The sequence below is a fragment of the Marinobacter sp. tcs-11 genome (assembly GCF_002049515.1).
Taxonomy (GTDB): domain Bacteria; phylum Pseudomonadota; class Gammaproteobacteria; order Pseudomonadales; family Oleiphilaceae; genus Marinobacter; species Marinobacter nauticus.
The window spans coordinates 107,786-131,173 of record NZ_LLYU01000002.1 but is presented as its reverse complement, the minus strand read 5'-3'; the positions used below and the strand labels follow the sequence as shown (position 1 = coordinate 131,173).

Here is a 23,388-nt window from a genome sequence, read left to right as displayed (position 1 = left end):
TCCTGTGTATAGAACAATTGGAGAATTACAGGGTAACACGTAGTATCGGATATCATGCACGGAACGGACTCAACAAGGTAGCCTGCCAATCCATGACAGACCGCAGCCCAGACAAATCCCACATCGACGCCCCTGAAGTTGCCGCCTGGTGGGCCGAACGGCGCCAGTATCTCGAGCGAATCCGCAAAGTTCCCGAGATTCGACAGCGATTCTGGCGGGAAGTTGCTATCTACCTGTTACGGCGTGTGCTGTGGTCTTACGGCTTCTTCCCCATTTTCATTGCCTTCTGGCTGCCCTTTGTCCTGGCCAGCTTCAACCCGGTAGTCATGGCCGGTGACCTGATCCCGCTGCTGCAGGAGTTCGTCAACTCCAATCCGGAGGAACAGGCCACGACCATCAGCACCCTGACGATCGCCTGGCTGTCGATCGGCTCCTTTTTCCTGATATTCGATTTTGTTCTGACCCCGTTCCGGTCTCCCTATCAATATGAAGCCGATGTTTACATGAAGTCCTGGGAGCAACTTAACCATGATCGGCTTCCGGACAAAATGTGATACGACCGGCATTCTGATCAAGTTCAGACACTTTCTGTTACATAACGTTGCAGACAGTGGTTAAGATGAATCCATAACAAAGCATCCGGAACACTTGGATCAAGAGGTTTTGTCATGGTCGATTTCAGGCCGCTGCTGTTTATCAATGCACTTGCGCTCATGCTTCTGGTTACTGCCGGATTCGCATCGGTTCGCAAGGATCTGGATACCACCGACACCACAGCTCCGGCTCTGGCGCAAACCGTGGAGCATGCCATCGCGCCGGAAACCTCAGCCGCGACAGCACCCACAACCCGGATTGAAGCCGAAACACCGGCACCTGAGGCTGAAGAGCCGCTGTTTGCTGATACCCGCGAGACACCATTGGCAGACACTCCGGAGACGCCGCAGCCCGTCGACAACGCGCTTCCGGCCACCGGCGAACAGACCGAAACAGCAGCAAACAGCGAACCGTTCACCGTTGAACCAATGCCCGAAAACCCGGAAATGCTGGCCATGGCCGAACCGGTTTCGGCTATGCGTTCCCAACGCGACGTGCCGGAGACAAAACCGGCGCCCGAGCCTCCGAAAACCGGCACCCTGGTGTTACGCTCCAACGTGGTAGGCGATCAGGTTACGATCAACGGTAAATCCTATGGCGCCACCCGCCTGGACCTGGAGCTGGACCCCGGCCGCTATGACATCACCATCGAAAAGCCAGGATACCAATCCTGGAGCAATTCAGTGGCACTGGAAGCCGGCGACGAACTCACGCTGGTCGGCAAACTGGAAGCCTTCACCACCGTAAGCTACAGGAATGGTGAATGGCGCGGCGGCGTCACCACTGGTGATGGCACCTGGGAAGATAGCTCCGGCCTGCGTTATGAAGGCCACTTCGTGGACGCCGAGTTTGATGGTTCCGGTACCGCCTGGTACGCCGATGGAAGCCGCTACGAGGGCGACTGGAAACGGGGCGAGCGGCACGGTGAGGGGCGCTGGCGCTCCGCAGACGGCACGACTTATACCGGCCAGTTCCAGAACGATCAGTTCCACGGCAAGGGCACGCTTACCCTGGCCAACGGCGACATATTGACCGGAAACTGGGAGGAGGGCCGTATGAATGGCCATGGTTCCCTGACCACCGCCGATGGCATGCTGTACGTTGGCGGCTTTCGGAATGATGAATTCCACGGCCAGGGCGCCCTCACCTACCCGGACGGACGCTCCTACGAAGGCGAATTCTCCAACGGCGAATTTCATGGCAAGGGCTCGGAAGTCTTTGCTGACGGAAAGAAATACGATGGCCAGTACATGGAAGGCAAGTTCCACGGCAAAGGCCTGCTGCGCAACCCTAACGGCAGCTCCATCGAGGCCACTTTCCGCCATGGTGAACCCTATGGACAGGTTCGCCTGACAACCGCGGCCGGCGAAGTGTTTACCGCCCGCACCACGGAACCCGGTGTCTGTTATCGGGAAAAGAGTTATCGGGCAACCCAGTGCCCGCAACTGGAAGGCTGGTAATCACCCGGTCGCAGCACCCACGCGTTTGCAGTAACAGGTTGAGGTAGTGACATGGCAATCAAAAATGCTCTGCTGGTGGACGACTCCAAAGTTGCCAGGTTTGCGCTAAGCAAACTGCTCGAGAGTCGGGACATGGAAGTGAACATGGCGGGATCAGCAGAAGAAGCGCTGGATTTCCTGAAGAGCCACGACCGGCCAGACGTGATCTTTATGGATCACCTGATGCCCGGCATGAATGGCGTGGAAGCCACCAAGGCCATCAAGAACAACCCGGAAACGGCCGGCATTCCGATCATCATGTGTACCTCCAAGAAATCCTCTTCCTTTATGGAGGAAGCGCGCAACTTTGGTGTGTACAACATCCTCACCAAGCCGCCTCACAATGAAGGTCTCAGCCTGATGCTGGAGCAGCTGGCCAGTGATGTCGAGCAGGGGAACGTGCCAGACGCACCTGTTGAAATGAATGGCCATGACCTGCAAGAGCCAGATGACGAACCCATGGACTTCCCGGAGGATGCCTCTGTGCAACTGTCGCCGAAAGCGGAAAGCGGCCTGAACGGCCACAGCGCCACGAACGTCGTACCTCTGACCAGCGACCTGATTGAGCAGATTGCCCGCTCGGCGGTCAAGACCCACATCAACAACCGGCTGCATGAGCTGCTCAGCTCCCTTTTCGACGAGCAGTTCGATCACCTCAAGCGTGCGCTGGATGAAACCCGCAGCAAGCAGGAAGCTACGATCGAGGAGCGCCTGGAGTCACTCAGCAAGATGCTGGATGAACGCACCCGCAACCTGCGAGATGAAGTGGCGGCCGAAGTGAACCTGAACCTGGGTCGCGAACTTAGCTCACTGAAAAAAGAGCTGTCCAAAAACGCCGGGTTCACCTCCGAGCACATGGCAGAACTGAAGGATCACATTACCAGCGTACAAACCATCGATACCGAGTTCTGGCAAACCCTGCAGTCGGAAGCCATTCAGCAGGCCCACGAGATTTCCCGGGAGACCGCCGAGGACATTGCCCAGCGCACCATCGATCTGTACGTGTCTCAGCAGCGCTCGGCCAGCTCGCGCATCTATACCGTTGGCCTGGCCATCAGTCTGGGTATTTTCAGCGTAGGAATCGCCTGGTTATCCGGCCTGTTCGGCTAATTGCCCACGGACCAGCTGCCAGTCCTGAGGGGTGTCAACGTCCTGTTGCACCCCGGCTATGTCAACCGGGCAGGCTCCGGCCCGGTTCAGAACCGCCCCAGCCCCCGCATCGCCTTCCAGCGATAACAGATCCTCCCAGAGCGCTTTTGGAATCCAGGCTGGCACTCCTACCCGCTTGCCATAACTGGCTGCCCAGGGCACATCTGGCTGCCGCCGGGCATTTTCGGACAATCGCCTGAGCCCTTCCCTATCCAGCAAGGGCTGGTCTGCCAACACCACAAATACGCCCAGAGCAACGGGAGAAAGCGCCTGCAGGCCGGCAATCAACGACGTCGACAAGCCCTCCCGCCAGCGCTCGTTAACTACCCAGCGCGCCGGTTGCCGATCGCAGCGAAAACGCACCAGAGGGTAACCTGCGCCAGCCACCACCCACGTCTGCGTCGATAGCTGCCGCGCCTGACCAATGGCGTGCCCCAGCAATGAAGCGCCATCAGGCAGTTTCAAGACCTGTTTGTAGCGCCCCATTCGTCTCGCTTGGCCAGCTGCCAGCACTAATGCCGGAAACTGCGGATCCTTGCTGCTATGATTCGCGTTTATGATGCGCCCCCTGAAACTGCTGAATGCAGCGATTTTTGCTAGAATTCCGCCATCATGCAACCTGACCACGCCGGACCCTCCATGAACCATCTCTTTGTCGACAACCTCACTGTGATTGATTTCGCCTATCTGGATCCCGCTCGAGGCCTGGTTGGCGAAAGCTGGATTGCCGATGTGGTGCTGGGAGGAGAACTGGACGAACAGGGTATGGTCTTTGACTTCAGCAACGTCAAGCGCACCATCAAAAGGGTGATTGACGAACGCGTTGACCACCGGTTGGTGATTCCCCGCGGATACGAAGGCCTGCAATGGAGCGAGGACGCGCCCAACACCTTCCGCTGGGCGCTCACTGGCGGCGGCCACATCGAGCATAGCTCACCGGACGAAGCCGTTGTCTGGCTGTCCTCAGACAGGGTCGTGCCCTCTGCCGTGGCCGCCCTGTTGGAGAAAGAGCTGAAAGCCGTCCTGCCCGGCAATGTTATCTCCGTCGACATCAATCTGCGCGAAGAAGTCATTGAGGGCGCTTACTACCACTACGTTCATGGCCTGAAAAAGCACTTGGGCAACTGCCAGCGCATTGCCCATGGGCATCGCTCCCCGATCCGCATTGACCGCAACGGGCACCGGGCCTACGACCTCGAAGAACGCTGGGCGAAGCTCTGGCAGGATATCTATGTAGGCACAGAAGAAGACGTGGCTCGCCGATTCGTGGGCGAGGATGGCATTGGCTATATCACCTTCGAGTATGAAGCCAACCAGGGTGAGTTTGCCCTGACACTGCCTGAGCACCGCGTATACATGCTGGAAACGGACACAACCGTAGAGCTGATTGCCGCCCACATTGCGGACAAACTGAAAGCGGAGTTCTCCGGGGAGGAAATTCAGGTAAAAGCCTACGAGGGAGTGGGCAAAGGCGCTATTGCCATACGGGCCTGAACCGGCCACCCGGGATTGGCGTCCTAAACGGCGCGAATCCCGCCGACCATTCGTTCAGACACAAAAAAACCGCCCAAAGGCGGTTTTTTTGATGGCTATCCGGTGGACTAAACCGTCAAGCCTAATTGGCGTCCCCTAGGGGGTTCGAACCCCTGTTGCCGCCGTGAAAGGGCGGAGTCCTAGGCCACTAGACGAAGGGGACTAGAAATTGGTGGAGCCAAGCGGGATCGAACCGCTGACCTCAACACTGCCAGTGTTGCGCTCTCCCAGCTGAGCTATGGCCCCTCAACGGATGCGTATATTAAGGATCCGCCCTTGGGGCGTCAACACCCGATTCCGCTTTTTTTAAAGTTTTTTGAACATCCCTGTTCTCATCGTTCAATTAACCAACAAACCGCTCATCAAACACCCAGAGCGGCGTATTCCTTCTCTACTTTTTTGGTTTCTTTCTTGGAAAAGCCACCCATAACCTCAAGGGCATGACGCAAACGGGAGCGGGTCATGTCCGGGCCAAGCAACGCCATGGAGTCCATCACTGACCAGGAATTGGGCGTTCCGGCAATGGCCACAAAGATCGAGAACATGAAATCGCCCATCTTCAGGTCCATGGCTTTCGCCAACGCCTTGATGTCGGCAAAGATGGTGTCCTTGCTCCAGTGGCGCTGGGCTTCCAGTTTCCAAAGGGCAAACTGCAGCACGCGCTTGATCTGGCCTTCATCCAGTTTGTTATGGGCAAAGTCCTCCGGTTTCAGATTCAGCATGCCGCTGAACATGAACTGGGCCATTGGCGCCACATCGGAAAACACTTCTGCCCTACCCTTGATATGGGGCACCAGGGCTTTCAAGTCGTCCTGGTTAAACCACCACTGTTGCATCCGCGCCATGAACTGCTCGTCGCTCAGCTCCTCACGAATCCACTGGCCGTTGAGCCAACGCAGTTTTTCCACGTCAAACACGGGGCCACCCAGGGACACGCGCTGGATATCGAAGTTCTCGATCATCTCATCCAGTGTGAATTTCTCACGCTCGTCCGGCATGGACCAGCCCATACGGCCCAGGTAGTTGGTTACAGCTTCCGGCAAGAAGCCCATGCGCTCGTAGAAGTTGATGCTGGTGGGGTTCTTGCGCTTCGACAGCTTGCTCTTGTCCGGGTTGCGCAGCAGCGGCAGGTGACACAGCTCCGGCATGTCCCAGCCGAAGTACTGGTACAGCAGCTTGTGCTTGGGCGCGGAATTGATCCATTCCTCACCTCGTAGCACGTGGGTAATGCCCATCAAATGGTCATCAACCACGTTGGCCAGGTGATAGGTGGGCATCCCATCAGACTTCAACAGAATCTGACAGTCCACCTGGGCCCAATCGATCTCGATGGTACCCCGGAGCATATCCTGAATTTCACACACGCCTTCATCGGGCACTTTCATGCGGATAACGTACGGATCACCCGCATCCAGACGGCGCTTCACCTCGTCTTCCGGCAGCTCCAGATCGCCCTTGATGCCGGGATTCAGGCCCTGAGCCTTACGCTCTTCGCGGATGGCATCCAGCTCTTCCGGTGTACGGAAGCAATAGAACGCATGACCAGCGGTGACCAGGTCCTCGGCATACTGACCGTACATGTGCTTGCGCTCAGACTGGCGATACGGGCCGTGGGGGCCGCCAACGTCGGGACCCTCGTCCCAATTCAGACCCAGCCACCGCAACGCTGTCAGAATATCCTGCTCGGATTCAGCGGTACTGCGGGCCTGATCGGTGTCTTCGATGCGCAAAATGAACTGGCCGCCGTGCTGACGGGCAAAGCAAAGGTTAAACAGGGCCACGTAGGCGGTACCAACGTGTGGATCGCCGGTGGGCGACGGGGCAATTCGGGTGCGTACTGTCATGAAACCATCCTGAAAATAAGTGGCCGATTTATAAAGGGCGCATTATAGCGGCCATCCTGCGGTTTCGCATGGGCGGCTTTTGCATCCACGACAAATATTGTTATATTATAACGTTTCACGCACATGCAGGATTCGATATACCATGCCGCAGAAAATCACCCGCCTGGCCATTGCTCTCTCAGCCCTGGCTATCGCAACACCCGCCGCCGCAACCAATGTGGTTGCGTCCATTAAACCTGTCGAACTTCTGGTCAAAGCTGTCGCGGGTGACAGCGTGGAGGTATCAACGCTGGTACCACCCGGCTCCAGCCCCCATAACTACAGCATGAAGCCCTCTCAGCGGCGTGCCCTGGAACAGGCGGATGTCATCTTCTGGGTCGGCCCGGATATGGAAACCTTCCTCAACCGTCTGCTCGGTGGCAAGGAATTCGCTGGCCGGTCGGTGGCTTTCCTGGAAAGCGAAGGCGCTGAATCTGAGCACGACGAGCATCATGATGAGCACAACCATGAGCCTGAGCATGAAGAGCACGATGATCACGGGCATCATGACGAACCCGATGTCCATCACCACGATCACGGCGACGGCGAAGACCCACATATATGGGTAGACCCGATGCTGGCACTGGACATGGCGAAAGACATCCGGAATGTACTGAGCGAACTTGAGGGCGTAAACCCCGAGGAACTGAATGCCAACCTGGAGCGTTTTCAAACCGAACTGCTCAACAAAGAGCAGAGTATTCGAGCGAGCTTTGCCGGCCTGGATGACATCAGCCTGTTCGCCTATCACGATGCCTTTACCCGCTACGCCGAGCACTATGGGCTGACGCTGGAAGGCGTTCTGACCCTAAACCCGGAACTTTCCCCTGGCGCCCGACACATCGCCGATGTTCAGGCCAAGCTCGAAGCTGCCAATCACCCGTGCCTGCTGACCGAGCCCCAATTCAACCGCCAGTGGTGGCGTTCCATTACCGAAGGACTGAACGTCACCTTCAGCACCTGGGACCCGCTGGCAACTGACATTGAATCGACACCGTCAGGCTACATCGAGTTTCAGCAATCTGTGGCCGATGCGGTTCTCAAATGCTTACCAGAGCAGGCTCAGTAGTACCGGAATAGAGACCATCGCCAACAGGGTTTGCCCGCTGATGATCCCTGCCATCAGCGGCGCATCCCCACCAAGCTGGCGCGCCAGAATGTAGGCCGACGTGGCAGTAGGCAAGGCTGCCAGCAGCACCGCCACTTGCACCAGCAGCCCCTCCAGCCCGAACATCCAGGCCAGGCCCGCCGTCATCAGGGGAAACGCCACCAGCTTCAGAGCCGACGACACCATAAACGGTACCGAACCGCCACGCAGGGCACTGAGCTGCAAGCCAGCTCCCACGCACATCAACCCCATCGGCAGCGCCAGATTACTCAACGGCTCCAGTATGCCCGCCAGCAAGGGATGAAACCCCACCTGGAAATAGCTCCAGAGCACACCAATAACCGAGCCGACGATCAACGGGTTGGTGACAATCGCCCGAATCACCGCCGCCAGATTGATTCGCTCTCGTCCGGCCACCAGTGCGAACATCAGAATACACAGCAGGTTCAACAGCGGTACCATAATGGCCACGGCGATGGCCGTGAGCGAGAGCCCATCATCGCCCAGGAGCATGCCACCCGCGGCCAGGCCCACATAGGAATTGAAACGGATAGCCCCCTGGTATACCGATGAAAACACCGGCCCGGACCAGCCCCAGAGCCACTGCGCAGCCACCAGCACCAGCGTCATCGCCAGCAGCATGGCGATAATCAGCATCGCCGTATCACCGTAGGCCGAAGGAGGCAGCCGGGCCTGCCCAAGCTTGAACACCAGCATGGCAGGAAACAGCACGTAATAGGTGAAGCGCTCCGCACGGGGCCAGAAATCACCTCCGGGAAAATCCACGCGGCGCAAGCCATGGCCCAGCATGATCAGCACGAAGACAGGAATCAAAGCCTGAACCACCATTGGCATCACCACCTCCCGACAACCAGACACCAGCCCGTTCACAGGTGCAAGACACTAGCACAGATCTTCGGCAAGTTCGCAGTTGCCATTTTGCTCACCCGGGGGTAGATTCAGAGCTTCTTCAACTCGAAAGGCGAAGTGCAATTCCCGTGAACATTCTGCGTTCAGGCAATTACACGATATCTCTGGCACTGCGGTCCTCCTTCGGGAACACCGGCAGGGCTGCCATCCGCCTCTGATTTCGCTGAATCCACTCTCTTCCCGTCCGGATTCAGCGCCTAACCAACAATCGATTGTTTACCTGGAGATTCCTATGGCTGAATTGCCACCTATCACTGTTGCAGAAGAAGATTACAACCGCCTCAGCACCTTGCTTGAGCGGGTCGCCGGCCAGTCTGACGTAGCCGATGGGCTGGAAGACGAACTCAGCCGTGCCGACATGAAACCGCTGGCCGACATGCCAGAGGGCGTGGTGACCATGAACTCCCGAGTGCGCTTTCTGAACGAAGACACCGGCGAGGAGCACGAAGTGGCGTTGGTATACCCCCATGAGGTAGGCGACGCCGATCACAAAGTCTCGATACTGGCACCGGCCGGCGCCGCCATGCTGGGGCTGAGCATTGGCAGCAGTATCGAATGGCCCATGAAAGGTCGTAAGCCCATCCACCTGAAAGTGATTGGCGTTACCCGAAACCCATAAGCACTTTCCTTTACAAATATCAGGACTTGATATTTCTCCAAAGGCAGAGCGGCCTCCGGTGGTAGCATTTCCCCAATGCTAACCGACAGATCAGGAGGCCGTATGGCAGAGCAGCACCACGAAGACTGGGATCCCAGATCAGCCGAGGTTCAGAAGGACCAGATCCGCGCCTACGATGCCATGCGCAAGGAATGCCCGGTGGCCTGGAGTGATTACCAGCAGTGGACGTTGTTTCGCCATGCCGATGTCATGCAGGTACTGGAGGATCACCACACCTTCAGCAACGCCGTCTCCGCCCACCTGTCCGTACCGAATGGCATGGACCCGCCCGAACATACCCCCTACCGCAAGGCCATCGAACCCTATTTTGCGCCGGAGCCCATGGCGCGCTTTGAACCGATATGCCGGAAGGTGGCCCGGGCGCTGGTACAAACCCTGGACAAAAACAAGCCGCTGGATGTGGTCAACGCGCTTAGCCGCCCCTTTGCGTTACAGATTCAGTGCGCGTTTATGGGCTGGCCAGACAGCCTGCATCAACCACTGGCCGAGTGGGTGATGAAGAATCACCGGGCAACCCTGGCCCGGGACCGTGCTGCCATGGCCGATGTTGCGGAAGAGTTCGACGGTTATATTCGGGAACTGCTGGATACCCGCCGTCAGGCCGGTGACCAAGCGCCCGACGATGTCACCACCCGGTTACTGCGGGAGCAGGTCAACGGCAAACCCATGAGCGACGAAGAACTCGTCAGCCTATTGCGCAACTGGACGGTCGGCGAACTGGCCACGATTTCCGCCAGCATCTCGATACTGACCAACTATCTGGCCCACCACCACGAGTTGCTGAACAACCTTAAGACCGCGCCAGAGCAGCTCCCCGAAGCCATTGACGAAATCCTGCGAATGGACGCCCCACTCATTTCCAACCGCCGAGTAACCACCCGAGAGGTCGAGATAAGCGGCAGAACCATTCCCGCCGGCGAAAAAATCACCCTTCTTTGGGCATCCGCCAACCGGGACGAAGATACTTTCGGCAACCCGGACCAGTTCTGCCCGCACCAGAACGCCCCGAAGAACCTGCTCTATGGCGCCGGCATTCATGTCTGCCCCGGCGCGCCCCTGGCAAGAATGGAACTCAGGATATTCATGGAGGAGCTGCTGAAGCAGGTCGAAGCCATCGAGCAGACGGACGGCGAACAGCCAGAGCGGGCGATGTTCCCCACGGGTGGATTCCACTATCTGCCGCTGGTGTTCCGCTAAACGGTCTTGCCAGAAAAAACAAAAGCCGCAACGGAGAAACTCCGGTGCGGCTTTTTCAAGCCCGGGTATCAATCTTCGATAAACACCAGGCCTTCGTCTGAGCCCGCGGCTTCCAGACGGCCCAGAGGCTGCAGATCCAGCCCGTGTTCTCGGGCTACCGCTTCAAAGGCTTCCCGGCTATCTTCTGCCACGCTGACCATCAAGCCACCGCTTGTTTGTGGATCGCAGAACACCAGCTTGTCGGCATCGGTCATACCAGAGATAGCCTTGCCGAAGGCCGCCGCATTGCGGTGGGTACCACCCGGGATGCAATCAGCATCTATATAGGGTTTCAGGTTGGGCAATACCGGCACGGCTTTGCGGCTGACCTTTGCGATCAGCCCACTGCCCCGGCAAATTTCCAACAGATGCCCGGCAAGACCAAAACCAGTGACATCAGTCATGGCATTGACACCGTCCACCTCGGCAAACGCTTCCCCAACCTTATTAAGGGTCGCCATGCTCTCCACCGCCACGGCCAGATCTTCCGGGGTAACCTTACCTTTCTTGGAAGCACTGGTGAGAATGCCGACGCCCAGTGGCTTGGTGAGATACAACATATCGCCCGCCTTGGCGGTGTCGTTGCGGATAATACGGTCAACAGCCACCTGGCCGGTTACTGCCAGCCCGAAAATCGGCTCCGGTGAGTCAATGCTGTGGCCACCAGCCAGAGCAATACCCGCCTCGGCACACACTGCGCGACCACCATCGATCACCTTGGCGGCAATTTCCGGTTCCAGCTCATTGACCGGCCAGCCCAGAATCGCGATGGCCATCACCGGCTTTCCGCCCATGGCATAGACATCGCTGATGGCGTTGGTGGCAGCAATGCGGCCGAAATCAAACGGGTCGTCCACAACCGGCATAAAGAAATCGGTGGTACTGATAATGCCAAGGCCGTTACCCACATCGGCAACTGCGGCATCATCGCGACTGCTGTTGCCCACCAGCAGGCGTGGATCGTGAAATTCAGGAGCATCAGTGTGAAGGATGCGGTCCAAAACGTCCGGAGCAATTTTGCAGCCACATCCGGCACCGTGGCTGAACTGAGTCAATTTAATAGACAAAGCGTCTTCCTTCTTTTGGGTGAGCAACTCGGTTACGTCAGAATACGCAACAGTCTACAATGCAGCTCATTCTCCGGCCACCAAATACCCGAGAGCCCAACTTCTGAATACTTATCTTCGATAAAGGATAAATAGACTTTATCCGCCCGAGGGTATAATGTTTACAAAATCCTTTGCAGGGGATAGACGTGAAAATCACTTCACCAGAAATGTTGGCGCAAGCCCTGAAGAATATCCGGAAAGAGCGTCAACTCAGCCAAAGCACGGTTGCGGATAGTGTTGGCGTGAAGCAGGCGACCATATCTGGATTTGAGAACAGGCCGGAAGCATCCCGGGTAGAAACCCTTTTCAAACTGCTTACAGCCCTTGACCTGGAACTGCATTTGAGTGAGCGCAACTCAAAACAAGCTGAGTCCGGTTGGGATCAGGAGTGGTGAAATGTCACAACTACTGGTAGCGCTAAACGGGATAGAAGTTGGTATCCTGGAAAAGGCTCGCTCAGGAGCAATGACCTTTCAATATCTCCGGGAGTGGGTAAACCGACCTGGTGCCCGTGCCATTTCACTATCTTTACCGCTCACCCTTTCGCCTTACAAAGGCGAAAGGGTGTATAACTTCTTCGATAACCTGCTACCAGATTCCGATACCCTTCGAACGCGTATGCAGGCCCGATTTCGTGTCGCCAGCAACCATCCATTCGATCTACTCGCCAGCGTTGGCAGAGACTGCATAGGCGCCATCCAGCTCTATCCCAATGGGACGACGCTTCCATCCACTGAACAAACCGTAGCGATACCACTCAGCAACCAAGAGATCGAACACCTTCTGGAGGGCTACCAAGATGCCCCTCTGGGCATGAGCAAGGATCACGATTTCCGCATTTCTCTGGCCGGTGCGCAGGAAAAAACCGCATTATTGTGGCACCAAAACCAGTGGCAACTTCCACAGGGAGTAACCCCCACCAGCCACATATTCAAACTACCGATTGGTTTTCTGGAGCACAGCAACATAGATCTGCGCGACAGCAGCGAAAACGAGTGGCTCTGTCTCCAGATTCTGAAGGCCTTTGGACTGCCCACCGCCAATGCGGACATTGCGCACTTTGGTCGCAAAAGTATCCTGATTGTTGAACGTTTTGACCGGAAATGGTCCAGCGATGGCTCGTGGCTTATGCGCTTGCCGCAGGAAGATTTGTGCCAGGCATTGGGAGTCCCGCCCGGCCTTAAATACGAAAGCGATGGCGGCCCCGGCATTCAGCAATGCATGAAGCTGCTGGAAGGCTCCCAGAATGCCCGTCACGACCGGGAAACCTTCTTCAAAACCCAGCTAGTGTTCTGGCTACTTGCCGCCATCGACGGACATGCAAAGAACTTCAGCCTGTTCATTGAGCCTGAATCGGCCTACCGAATGACGCCACTCTACGATGTCATATCAGCCTTTCCACTCATGGCAAAAGGAAGCTTGCCGCCGGCAAGGATCAAAATGGCCATGTCGCTAAAAGGCCGCAGTCGCCACTATCATTGGAGCAGAATGCTTACCCGACATTTCCTGTCAACGGCAAAGGCCGCCGGTTTTTCGCCAAAGCGGGCTACAGCCATGATGCAGGAAACGGCAGTCAACACTGATAGCGTCATCAAATCCGTCAGCGCATTACTACCCACAGAGTTTCCCGACAAAGTCGCCGGTCCGATTTTCGCAGGCCTCAGGGAACAAGCTCAAAAACTGTTGTCGGACCAAAAGACATTTTGAGTCACAAAATGTCCGCGGCTCCATCCAATACAATTCAGCGACGAACAGGAACCACCATGACCACCCCAGACAACCAAGGCCCCGCTACCCGCATCATCCACAATCGCCGCCACAAGGATGCCTTCGGCAGCCCCTACTCGCCGGTTTACAACACCACCACCTACCGGTTTGAAAACACGGCAGACTTGCTGGATGTGATTGAGGGGCGAAGCGACGGCAACCTGTACACCCGCTGGGGCACCAACCCGAGCATTCAGGAACTGGAGCAGGGGCTGGCCGGGCTGGAAAACGCAGAAGCGGCCCTGGGGTTTGCCTCCGGTATGGCGGCGATTTCGGCCACTCTTCTGGCTCATGGCCGTAACGGCATTGTGTGCGTGGGCGATCTGTATGGCGGTACCCAGGAACTGCTGAAAAATCACTGCCAGGCGCTTGGGATTGCCGTCACTTTTCTGTTCCGTGAAGAGCAGGACCAACTGGCGGAAACACTGAACGAACCGGGCAAGCTGGTCTATTTCGAAACCCCGGCCAACCCGAACATGGCGATCCTGGACATTCGCGCCATCGCTGAAACAGCCCACCAGCACGGCGCACTGGTGGCGGTGGACAATACGTTCGCCAGCCCCATCAACCAGAAACCGCTGGAACTGGGCGCAGACCTCGTCTTGCACAGCGCCACAAAATACCTGGGTGGCCACAGCGACCTGACCGCCGGTGCCCTGATGACCTCTGCAAGCCTGGCAAAACCCGTGGTCGCCTGGCGCAAGAACCTGGGCCAGCTGATTGCCCCGGAAACCGCCGCCCTGCTCTCCCGCAGCTTGCGCACGCTGCCATTACGAGTGCGCCAACACAACGAGAACGCCATGGCAGTCGCTCAAGCGATGGAACAACATCCGAAAGTCACCAAAGTACACTACCCGGGCCTGCCTTCATTCGAAGGCCACGAACTGGCGAAACGGCAGATGACCGGCTTCGGCGGCATGCTCAGTATTGAAGTGAAGGGTGGCCAGCAGGCAGCCGAAAAAGTGGCGGATTCCCTGAACGTCTTTCTGCTCGCTACCAGCCTGGGCGGCGTAGAAAGCCTGGTAAGCCAACCAAGCGCCACCAGTCATCACGGCCTGAGCCGGGAAGAACGCCTCAAACGGGGCATTGGCGATGGCATGCTGCGCCTGTCCGTTGGCCTGGAGGATGCGGAAGACCTGATCGCCGACCTTAATCAGGCACTCTCCTGAGGTTTGGATCGCTTCATCGGCTCACCAGAAAGTCGGCAAACTTGCGGGTAAGCGTGCCAGGCAAAAGCTTGTTCGTGAACCAGAGCCCCCTGGCCCGCCAACCCGGGATAATCATAAACCGGCGGCGATCGATACCTTTACGTATTTGCGCCACAGCAACTTCCAGAGGCAAGGTGCCGGCCATCAGCTTCAGCGCTTCGGTTTGCCTGGGGCGGTTCAGGCGCTCAGCCTCCACCATTGGCGTTTCCACTTCCGGAGGGCACACCACAGACACATCAATGCCCCGCGTTTGGCTATTGACGCAACGGGGGGCCGGCGTGATGCCGCCATCGTCCTATTTCCCGGGCCACGCATTTATGAAACACTCTGCCCCTTTCACGGACTCTCACAGAACAAAGGACGCAACATGGCCGTAAAATCCGTTGCCCTGGTGGCGCACGACAACAAGAAAAAGGAACTGGTAGATTGGGCGAACGAAAACCGCACCCGGCTTGCCCCGCTGCGCTTGTATGCCACCGGTACCACCGGCCGGCTGCTGAGTGAAAGCCTCGGGCGAACAGACCTCAACTGCCTGCTGAGCGGGCCTTTGGGTGGCGACCAACAAATCGGCGCCAAGATTGCCGAGGGCGAAATCGACCTGCTGGTGTTTTTCTGGGACCCTCTCGAGCCTCAGCCCCACGACCCGGACATCAAGGCTCTGCTGCGCATAGCCGCCCTCTGGAACATCCCCGTTGCCTGCAACCGGGCCACCGCAGAGTTCGTGCTGACCTCTGCCTATATGACAGACGACCAGCACCAGCCACAGAAGCCGGACTTCTCGGAATACACTGGTCGCAAAGTTCAGTAACTGAAAAAAACAGGCATAGACAAGAATTGGAACTAGTATGTCGATAGGCCCTTCAATGGAGCAGAGGGGGAATAGCGTGCACCTTAAAAACCTGTTTTGTGCAGGGATTCTGGCCGGACTCAGCCAATTACCCGCTGCGCTCGCCGCGAGCGAGCGACCAGACGAAGTGCGCATTGCCGTTATAGACGACGTGCCCAGCACCACCGCCGCGGTCCAGATACTGGAAACCGCTTACCAGCGGCTGGACATCAACATGACCACCCTGGTCGCCCCTTCTCGCCGGGCGTTGCTGATGGCGGATAGCGGCAAACTGGACGGCGACCTGTTCCGCATAGAAACCGTAGCCGACGGCTATCCGAACCTCGTCAGAGTGGGTTTTCCACTACTCAAGGGCAAGCTTCACGTGGTGGTGCGTAACCGGGAAATCCAAGAACTGCCCGAATCCCACGCAGACGACCCACTGAAAGTAGCCGTGCGCCGGGGCATAATAATCGCCGAAAATACCGCCAAAGCGTTGGGCATGGAACCCATTCACGCGGAAAGCTATGAACAGGTGCGAACACTGCTCGAAATGCGACGGGTTGACTTGGCCTTCGTAGCCAGCATCGAAGGCATTACACCCTTGGTAAACTCTGAATGGCATCACCTGCACATATTGCCAGAGCCAGTAGCCAGCTTTACCCTCCACCACTACCTCAATCGTCACCATGTCGAACTTGCCGAAGAACTTGCCGAGGTATTGGCACAACTGGAGCAAGAGGGAGTTAGAGACCAGATACTCAGAACCGTTCGGGGCCAACAAAAGGACGAGGAGTGGTGAGGGGCCTTCACACGAGTTTTGGAGAATACAAAGAATGACATCATCAAATCGCCATTCATTACTGGCAGCACTGGATATCGAAAAACCCATCATCCAGGCCCCCATGGCCGGCGTTCAGGATTATCGCCTGGCAGCGGCAGTTACCAACGCCGGCGGCCTCGGCTCTCTGCCCTGCGCCATGCTCGGCCCCGATGCACTGAAAAAAGAACTTCAGGCACTGAATGAAGCCACCCAGGGTGGCCCCTATAACCTCAATTTTTTCGCCCATACACCGCCCACCCCGAATGACCCGCAGGAGGCCGGATGGAGGCAGGCACTGGCGCCCTATTACCAAGAATTCGAGATAGATCCAGCCTCCATCAGCAACGGCCCCGGCCGCATGCCTTTCAACGAAGAATCGGCAGCTATTGTGGAAGCCTTCCGACCGGCAGTGGTGAGCTTCCATTTCGGGCTACCAGAACCGGCTTTGCTGGATAGAGTCCGGCAAGCCGGGGCAAAGATATTCTCTACCGCCACGACTGTGGAGGAAGCCATCTGGCTGGAACAACGCGGCGCAGACGCAATTATCGCCCAAGGGTTGGAAGCGGGCGGTCATCGAGGGATTTTTCTTACGAGGGACATGACCACACAAATGGGCACCTTCGCCCTGTTGCCTCAGATTGTGGACGCCGTGAACATTCCCGTTATCGCGGCTGGTGGCATTGCAACTGCAGAGGGAGTACAGGCCGCGTTGAAGCTTGGCGCAGCGGCAGCGCAGATTGGCACGGCGTTTATGCTGTGTCCCGAGGCAACCACCCGCCCCCTGCACAGGGAAGCACTTAAAAGCCCGCAGGCCAGGCACACCGCCCTGACAAACCTGTTTTCCGGCGGCCCCGCCCGGGGCATTGTGAACCGGATAATGCGAGAACTCGGGCCAATATCAGAGCTCGCACCGGCATTTCCACTGGCAACCAACGCCATAGCGCCGCTCAGGGCGGCGGCTGAAGCGGCGGGCTCCGGCGATTTTTCACCGTTGTGGAGTGGGCAGAATGTGAGTGGGTGCAGGGAGGTTCCGGCGGGGGAGTTGGTGGAAGCGCTGGCACCATAAGCCAGCCCTTAAGCGCCAGAACAATCACATACCCAACCACTCCGCCAGTTGAAGATTGGTCTTAAGGCGCAAACGTTGCTGTAACATGCCCTCAAACACGCTATCGACCGCGCGGCTCGCCCCGAGAAGTGGCAGTGATGCCTCTGCTTCCGAGAAAAACTGCGGCTCGCGCTCGGTGCCGATAATAACTTGCTCCCACCATTCAATGACTCTGGGGCGGGCCTGTTTCAGTAATGAATCAGCCGGTAGTTTTTCTGACTTTGCCGCATTGGCAGTATGAGAGGCCGGCAACAGGTTCCAGAGATCATTATTGTTCCAGCGAGACCAGGGAAAACAGTGGTCGATATCGTATCGAATATGGGAAAGATTCCTGGCTGTCCACACGCACTCCACCGGTCTAGCAGAAAGCTGTTGCTCTACCAGTTTGCGCACCACAGACGTGTCACGCCGCCCTTCTACCCACTGCAGAGCCTGATGATAGGTCTCCGTTGTATACCGGGCTTCCCAGCTACCCATCAGATTGATCCATTCATTTACGATGGCCGGTTCCACCCAGCAGGCATAGCGGCTAAAGGTATCCCAAAGTGTGGCCGGCACACGGAAGCGCCCGAATCTTGCCAAGGTTTCCTTATCGAGACGAACCGCCTCATTACGAATCGTCACTCGGCTGGTACCACCCTCGAAAACCTGGCGATTCGTGCCTGGCCAGGTAGTAAATTGAGCGGGATTTTTGAGAATGTTCGACGCAGCCTTCTTGATCGCTCTCATCACCACAGGTGCGAACTCTGACGACAGCGACAAACCAACCCTGAAATCCAGCGGGGACAACTTGCTTAACTCATAAAAATCATCCCCGGCAAAGCCCAAACCACGGGAACCCGGAGCCTGCCGTAAATGATGCTTCAGCACCAGCGGGTGGTAGAGCATGATCCAGAACAGCCCCACTGCCCCAAGCGGCAGCTCTACCCAGTCATCCGAGCGGTGCAACACCAGTCCCGGCGCGCTGTCTGCCATGCGCACCAGGGTTCGCAGCAAGCCCAATTTGTACGTGGAGAATTTGTTGTCATTGATGATGATATGCCGCAGCGTGGGCAATGCTCCCGTGCCATCATCCGGCAGACGGTATACGGCGGTTTCCCACCACACATCCTGGCGTTTCAGCTGATCCGCGCGCGGCGTATCCGCCAGAGGCACAGGCATAACCGCCCGGTGGCGGGCAAAGCTGTCCAGCTCGGATTTTGAGACTTCATAGAACTGCCGCTCGCCATCACCCGGCCCATGGCGAAGGGTAATCACGAGCATGCCAGACGGTGCCAGCAGCTCCGTTAAAATCCGGAACGCCCTCTCCCTGGAAGTTGGAGGAAGATGCATCCACACCGCCGACACCAGAACCAGATCAAAGCGGTAACTGAGTTTGCGGATCTCGCTCAGATCAGGCAGAGCATCATCCACCCACTGGATGCTCCGGTGAGCTGTTGCGGTTTCACCCAGGCGACGCAACTCCGCCGCCGGCTCCACGGCCACTACGTCCCAGCCACGCTCTGCCAGGGCAAGTGCATCACGACCGCTTCCGGCGCCGACATCCAGTGCCAGGCCGGTTTTCTTGTCCAACTGAGGGAGCCAGTCGCTGTGGATCTGTTCGAAGGTCAGGGACTGGTATTGGGTGAAGAATTTTTGGGCGTGCTTGTTGTAGGGGCCGTAACTCATGCCACCGCCAACTTAGCCGCTTGCTGCCACATAAAGTTCGGCATCGGCGTCCGCAGTTTCCAGGTAATATTCATAGGCTGGGAACCGGTGTGAGACACGTAGTCCACCTCACCGTAATTCACAAACCCCATCGTGCGACCATATTCGTCTTTCGCCTGCTCTCTGACAAACAGGAACAAACGTTTGTTGATGGCTTGGTGTTCAATATAGTCCTTACCTTTGCCGCGGTCAGGCCGCGCGCTGTTCTGCGACTGCCAGTGGAATAACTGCTCGTTGATGGCGTAGTCGTGGTACATGGTGGTCGGAGAGAACTGCTTTTCGTTTTTGTCTAGGGTGACAAACAGCAGCTCGATATTTTGATCCTGAATGACATAAACACCTTCCCTCGATGGTGGCTTGTGCTCGAACGTCATGGCACCAAAGCCAACCAGGATCTGCTCTCGGGAATAACGGGCGTGCAATCGCAACGGTACTCCATGTAACTCCGGCATGGCCGGCTGTTCGTGCTTGGTTTTCGCCATTTTCCAATCGAGCACGTCAGCCAACTCCTGCTCAATTCCTAACGTGCCGAGTTCGCTCAGGCTCTGCGCAAGAGTCTCAAACTCGAGCTCGGGCCCTGCCTTCTGCCAGAAATCGTAATGGCACATCAACGCCTGCCGATTACCGGCATCGTTCCAGCTGAAACCTGTCTGGCACAACCTCTTGAGGAACTGCAGATAACGGTGGTCGTCACAGATCAGAATCCGGTTATAGATGGCCTTTTTCGCGAGCTTGAAAGGCGAATCATCGACTACGTCTTCGTCTTTCGCTTTGCTCACCAACTCAGCCCAACTGCCACGCTTGTACAGTTCGTTCAGGTCGATATGAGGATGATGGGTTATGAAGTTTTTCAGCGTGAGAGCCTGCGTAGAATGCTGAGGAAACTGACGAACCAAAGACACCAGCCGCTTCATGGTCAGCGTGGCTTGCCGGATGTTGCTCAGCACCATTTCCTGGGTTTTCTTGGTGAGCTCAATTCGGCAACCCAGTGGTGCATGGGGAAAGCCCTGCTTCAGTTCTTCCGTGATCGAGCGTTCTGACTTACCCACCAGTGCCCGGAATTTGTTGGCGAAATCATATTCAGGCCGAGAATTACCAACAAAATCCAAGACTGTGCAGCAATCTTTGTCGTCAGCAAGGCGCAAACCCCGGCCCAATTGCTGAAGGAAGATGGTCAGGCTTTCGGTTGGGCGCAGGAATAACAGGGTGTCGACTTCCGGAATATCGACACCTTCGTTGAAGATATCGACAACACACAGCAAATTAATTTGCCCGGAACGAATGGATTGCTGCTTTTGCTGGCGTTCGTGGCTGTTATCACTGGTGAGCACATCCGCCTTGATGCCGTGCAGCAGTAGTTGCTCCACCATAAAGGTCGCGTGCTTACGGCTCACGCAGAAAGCGAGGGCCTTCATACTGCTGATGTCGGTGACGATTTCCCGCAGGCTGCGCAGGATCTTGTCCACACGGCTCTGGTTGTGGGTGTACAGGTTGGTTAGCTGAACAATATCGTAGCGGCCGCGACTCCAGGGGATGGTACGCAGGTCGGTATCGTCATCTATGCCGAAGTATTGGAAGGGGCAAAGGTGGCGGCGGTTGATGGCCTCCGGCAACCGGAGTTCGGCGGCGATCACGCCGCCAAAATCACAGAGGATATCGCCACCGTCGTGCCGCTCCGGAGTCGCGGTCAGGCCCAGCAGTATTTCAGGCGAGAAGTGTTCCAGCACCGCCCGGTAACTGGATGCGGCGATGTGGTGCACTTCGTCGATCACGATGTAATCGTAATAGTCTTCGGTCAGTTTCAGCTGGTCCAACTGGTTATTCAGGGTCTGAATCGACACGAACAACTGGCGGTAGTGTTCCGGCAACTTACCGCCCACCCAAAGTTCACCAAAGGCATTGTTTCTCAGAACGCCACGGTAGGCTTCGCGGGCTTGGCGCAGAATTTCTTCCCGGTGCGCCACAAATAGAAAATGAGCGTTTGGTTTTGCTTTCAGGAAGCGCTGAAAATCAAAAGCCGAGATCAGCGTCTTGCCAGTGCCGGTGGCGGCCACCACGAGGTTTCGGAAACGCTGGTGCAGGTCCCGCTCAACAGCCAGCTGCTCCAAAATATCCTTCTGATGCGCAAACGGCGTGAGTTCGAAATAGTGTGAGATGCCTGGAGCATCCAAGCCTTTTTGCTGCTTCAGGGCTCTATTGAGTTTTTCGGTACTCTCAGCCTGACCATCGAACCTCTCAAAGTCTTCCGAAGCCCAGTAGGTTTCAAACGTGCTGAGAGATTTGTTGATGATGTGGGGAATTTCCTGAGAGGTGATTTTCAGGTTCCACTCAAGGCCGTTGGTCAACGCCGATCGGGACAGGTTTGATGAACCAATGTAACCGGTGTGAAAGCCGGTATTCCGGAGAAACAAATAGCTTTTGGCGTGCAGCCTTTCACGCTCGGTGTTGTAGCTCAGCTTCACTTCCGTGTTTGGCAGGCTCGCCAGATACTCAACGGCTTTGGCATCCGTTGCCCCCATGTAGGAGGTGGTGATGATTTTCAGCTCTCGGCCACTCGCGGTGAAGGCTTCCAGCTCTTTCCGGAAAATGCGGATGCCGGCCCATTTGATGAACGACACCAGCCAGTAAATCTTGTCTGCCGACAGAATTTCGCGTTTGAGTTCCGATTCGAGCGACAGGCCAGCATTGCTGCCGGAGAACAGCTCGCTTTGGGTTAGACCGGTAAGCGGGAAGATGTCTTCAACGTACTGTTTCAGGTTGGCTGCAACCGGGTTTTCCAATTCGTACAGAGCCGTCAGGATCTTTCCCTGGCTATCGAGCAGGTTTTCTTCCAGAAAGCCTTCGTCTGAAATCTGGCTCTTGAGCCACATCAGTAGCTGGTTGGAGAGTTCGATTTGCTCTTGAAGCCGATCGTCTCCCGACGGCACGGCTTCAATGGCAAATTCCAGAATGTTGGAGAGGAATCGTGACAGCCACACCGAGGCTTCGGCGCTGTTGAGCTGGCGTTCACCAACGTAGAACTTGTCTCTGTCCAGGCGGTTTTCGATGAGCTTGGTGATTAGCTGTTCGTAGATTCCGGTTTGTTGCATCAGGTACTGTCCATGTTGATGACGCCCATCAGTTCGACACTAAGACCGCCATCATTACTTGGTTGCTAACGAATTCTTGAAGAAACCTTAGCCTCAGGCGTTCCGATATCCAAGGACTTCCGAAAAATTGAGTAAATACAAAGCCATTACGATCAATCAGACGTTAGCCAACCAAGCCGCCCCTCTAACCCCACTGGAATCCCCATGGAGAGCTCTGGCCACAGGCGTATCACACTCACCACCAAACACATAGCTGGACAGCCTTCCCGGCAGTTCCCGATAGATCTGTTCCGCATTACTCATGCCGCCACCCAGCACGATGATGTCCGGGTCCAGCACGTTGATAACGGCGGCCAGGCCCCGGGCCAGGTGCTCCAGGTATTGCTGCAGGGTTTCGGTGGCTTGCGAATCGCCATTTCGGGCGTTTTCAACAATGATGTGAGCGGGCAGTTGCTGTCCGGTGCGCAGTTTGTGAGTGAGTGACAGCCCGGTTCCGGAAAGAAAGGTCTCATTGCAGCCGTACCGGCCACAAAAGCAGGGGCGCTGTTGCAGTTCAGTTTCCGGTGTCCAGGGTAGCTGGTTATGGCCCCATTCGCCGGCTACACCGTTGGGGCCGGTCAGCAGCTGGCCGTTCACGCTGATGCCGGCGCCGCACCCAGTGCCCAGTATGGCGGCGAATACCGTGTGGTGGTTACGCCCTGCTCCGTCTGTGGCTTCGGAAAGCGCCAGGCAGTTAGCATCGTTGGTCAGGGTTACGGGCCGTTGCAGGAGTTCACGAAGGTGTTGCAGCATGGGCTGGCCGTTCAGCCAGATGGAGTTGGCGTTTTTAATGCGGCCGGTTTTGCCCGAAACGCTGCCGGGGATGCCTATGCCCACGGGTATGCCGGTGGTGCCGGCGTGGGCTTCGGCCTTTTGTACCAGGGCGTGGATGGTTTGCAGGGTGGCTTGATAGTTGCCGACGCTGGTTGGTACCCGTTGGCGGTAATGCTCCTGGCTTTGCCGGTCCATCAGGATGACTTCGGTTTTGGTGCCACCCAGATCAATGCCTATCAGCCAGTTACTTCCCATGCCGCACTCTTTTTCAACAGTTTCCCAGAAAATACGGTGTTATGAGCGGAAAGGGAACCCGGTATTTTTATGCGT

At 56.7% G+C, this 23,388-nt stretch carries 21 protein-coding genes and 2 tRNA genes; 13 read left to right on the top strand and 10 right to left on the bottom strand.

What is annotated here, in order from left to right; translation table 11 throughout:
- The first annotated feature begins 92 nt into the window (after window positions 1–92).
- The 3 genes from ARC85_RS03290 (at window position 93) to ARC85_RS03280 (ending at window position 3,203) form a co-directional block, all read left to right on the top strand.
- Window positions 93–554, top strand: a complete 462-nt coding sequence (locus ARC85_RS03290; RefSeq protein WP_113879016.1) for a hypothetical protein — start codon at window positions 93–95, stop codon at window positions 552–554.
- Window positions 555–668: 114 nt separating this feature from the next.
- Complete coding sequence (locus tag ARC85_RS03285; RefSeq protein WP_286714290.1) at window positions 669–2,054, top strand: MORN repeat-containing protein; 1,386 nt, start codon at window positions 669–671, stop codon at window positions 2,052–2,054.
- 51 nt (window positions 2,055–2,105) lie between these two features.
- The gene (locus ARC85_RS03280; protein ID WP_286714289.1) at window positions 2,106–3,203 is read left to right on the top strand and encodes a response regulator; all 1,098 of its coding nucleotides are present in this window, start codon (window positions 2,106–2,108) and stop codon (window positions 3,201–3,203) included.
- Here ARC85_RS03280 and ARC85_RS03275 read toward each other — a convergent pair.
- Window positions 3,183–3,890, bottom strand: a complete 708-nt coding sequence (locus ARC85_RS03275) for a nucleotidyltransferase family protein (RefSeq protein WP_286714288.1) — start codon at window positions 3,888–3,890, stop codon at window positions 3,183–3,185. The two genes, ARC85_RS03280 and ARC85_RS03275, sit on opposite strands and share 21 nt — an antisense overlap.
- On the opposite strand from ARC85_RS03275, the gene ARC85_RS03270 reads away from it, so the two are divergent.
- Window positions 3,882–4,736, top strand: a complete 855-nt coding sequence (locus tag ARC85_RS03270; protein WP_286714287.1) for a 6-carboxytetrahydropterin synthase — start codon at window positions 3,882–3,884, stop codon at window positions 4,734–4,736. The two genes, ARC85_RS03275 and ARC85_RS03270, sit on opposite strands and share 9 nt — an antisense overlap.
- Before the next feature lie 126 nt (window positions 4,737–4,862).
- Here the strand turns inward: ARC85_RS03270 and ARC85_RS03265 are convergent.
- The 3 genes from ARC85_RS03265 to gltX form a co-directional block, all read right to left on the bottom strand.
- Window positions 4,863–4,938 (bottom strand) — tRNA-Glu (locus tag ARC85_RS03265).
- Between the two features lie 7 nt (window positions 4,939–4,945).
- Window positions 4,946–5,021 (bottom strand) — tRNA-Ala (locus ARC85_RS03260).
- A gap of 116 nt (window positions 5,022–5,137) precedes the next feature.
- Window positions 5,138–6,619, bottom strand: a complete 1,482-nt coding sequence (gltX, locus tag ARC85_RS03255) for a glutamate--tRNA ligase (protein ID WP_224848972.1) — start codon at window positions 6,617–6,619, stop codon at window positions 5,138–5,140.
- 142 nt (window positions 6,620–6,761) lie between these two features.
- Between gltX and ARC85_RS03250 the strand changes: the two genes are divergently transcribed.
- Window positions 6,762–7,727 carry a zinc ABC transporter substrate-binding protein gene (locus tag ARC85_RS03250; protein WP_286714286.1) on the top strand — a complete coding sequence of 322 codons (966 nt, stop codon included), beginning with the start codon at window positions 6,762–6,764 and terminating at the stop codon, window positions 7,725–7,727.
- Here ARC85_RS03250 and ARC85_RS03245 read toward each other — a convergent pair.
- Window positions 7,707–8,621 (bottom strand): AEC family transporter, encoded by a 915-nt coding sequence (locus ARC85_RS03245; RefSeq protein WP_286714285.1) that lies wholly within the window; start codon window positions 8,619–8,621, stop codon window positions 7,707–7,709. The genes ARC85_RS03250 and ARC85_RS03245 overlap by 21 nt on opposite strands.
- Window positions 8,622–8,928: 307 nt before the next feature.
- On the opposite strand from ARC85_RS03245, the gene rnk reads away from it, so the two are divergent.
- Window positions 8,929–9,315 (top strand): nucleoside diphosphate kinase regulator, encoded by a 387-nt coding sequence (rnk, locus tag ARC85_RS03240; RefSeq protein WP_014421109.1) that lies wholly within the window; start codon window positions 8,929–8,931, stop codon window positions 9,313–9,315.
- A 102-nt stretch (window positions 9,316–9,417) separates the two neighbouring features.
- Entirely contained in the window at window positions 9,418–10,572 is a 1,155-nt protein-coding gene (locus tag ARC85_RS03235; protein WP_286714284.1) for a cytochrome P450, read from the top strand.
- A gap of 68 nt (window positions 10,573–10,640) precedes the next feature.
- Here the strand turns inward: ARC85_RS03235 and selD are convergent, their stop codons facing one another.
- Window positions 10,641–11,678, bottom strand: a complete 1,038-nt coding sequence (selD, locus tag ARC85_RS03230) for a selenide, water dikinase SelD (protein WP_286714283.1) — start codon at window positions 11,676–11,678, stop codon at window positions 10,641–10,643.
- Between the two features lie 188 nt (window positions 11,679–11,866).
- Between selD and ARC85_RS03225 the strand changes: the two genes are divergently transcribed.
- From ARC85_RS03225 to ARC85_RS03215, 3 genes are read left to right on the top strand one after another with little or no spacing between them, the layout of a single operon-like run.
- Window positions 11,867–12,115: a helix-turn-helix domain-containing protein gene (locus ARC85_RS03225; protein ID WP_199452200.1), complete on the top strand. Its 249-nt coding sequence runs from the start codon at window positions 11,867–11,869 to the stop codon at window positions 12,113–12,115.
- 1 nt (window position 12,116) lies between these two features.
- Window positions 12,117–13,427: a type II toxin-antitoxin system HipA family toxin gene (locus ARC85_RS03220; RefSeq protein ID WP_286714282.1), complete on the top strand. Its 1,311-nt coding sequence runs from the start codon at window positions 12,117–12,119 to the stop codon at window positions 13,425–13,427.
- 56 nt (window positions 13,428–13,483) lie between these two features.
- Window positions 13,484–14,656 (top strand): trans-sulfuration enzyme family protein, encoded by a 1,173-nt coding sequence (locus tag ARC85_RS03215; RefSeq protein WP_286714281.1) that lies wholly within the window; start codon window positions 13,484–13,486, stop codon window positions 14,654–14,656.
- Window positions 14,657–14,669: 13 nt separating this feature from the next.
- Here ARC85_RS03215 and ARC85_RS03210 read toward each other — a convergent pair whose 3' ends face one another.
- On the bottom strand, window positions 14,670–14,930 hold the full coding sequence (locus tag ARC85_RS03210) for a Rossmann-fold NAD(P)-binding domain-containing protein (protein ID WP_235853424.1): 261 nt from the start codon (window positions 14,928–14,930) through the stop codon (window positions 14,670–14,672).
- Between the two features lie 132 nt (window positions 14,931–15,062).
- Between ARC85_RS03210 and ARC85_RS03205 the strand changes: the two genes are divergently transcribed.
- From ARC85_RS03205 to ARC85_RS03195, 3 genes are all read left to right on the top strand, one after another.
- Entirely contained in the window at window positions 15,063–15,503 is a 441-nt protein-coding gene (locus tag ARC85_RS03205; protein WP_014421098.1) for a methylglyoxal synthase, read from the top strand.
- Window positions 15,504–15,579: 76 nt separating this feature from the next.
- Window positions 15,580–16,323 carry a transporter substrate-binding domain-containing protein gene (locus tag ARC85_RS03200; RefSeq protein WP_286714280.1) on the top strand — a complete coding sequence of 248 codons (744 nt, stop codon included), beginning with the start codon at window positions 15,580–15,582 and terminating at the stop codon, window positions 16,321–16,323.
- Window positions 16,324–16,357: 34 nt separating this feature from the next.
- A complete protein-coding gene (locus ARC85_RS03195) occupies window positions 16,358–17,410 on the top strand; it encodes an NAD(P)H-dependent flavin oxidoreductase (protein WP_286714279.1) in 1,053 nt (350 codons plus the stop codon).
- A 24-nt stretch (window positions 17,411–17,434) separates the two neighbouring features.
- On the opposite strand, the gene ARC85_RS03190 is transcribed toward ARC85_RS03195, so the two are convergent.
- The 3 genes from ARC85_RS03190 to ARC85_RS03180 form a co-directional block, all read right to left on the bottom strand.
- On the bottom strand, window positions 17,435–19,117 hold the full coding sequence (locus tag ARC85_RS03190; protein ID WP_286714278.1) for a class I SAM-dependent methyltransferase: 1,683 nt from the start codon (window positions 19,115–19,117) through the stop codon (window positions 17,435–17,437).
- Window positions 19,114–22,245, bottom strand: a complete 3,132-nt coding sequence (locus tag ARC85_RS03185; protein ID WP_286714277.1) for a DEAD/DEAH box helicase — start codon at window positions 22,243–22,245, stop codon at window positions 19,114–19,116. The genes ARC85_RS03190 and ARC85_RS03185 overlap by 4 nt, the downstream gene beginning before the upstream one ends.
- A 156-nt stretch (window positions 22,246–22,401) precedes the next feature.
- Entirely contained in the window at window positions 22,402–23,313 is a 912-nt protein-coding gene (locus ARC85_RS03180) for an ROK family protein (RefSeq protein ID WP_286714276.1), read from the bottom strand.
- Window positions 23,314–23,388: the final 75 nt, after the last annotated feature.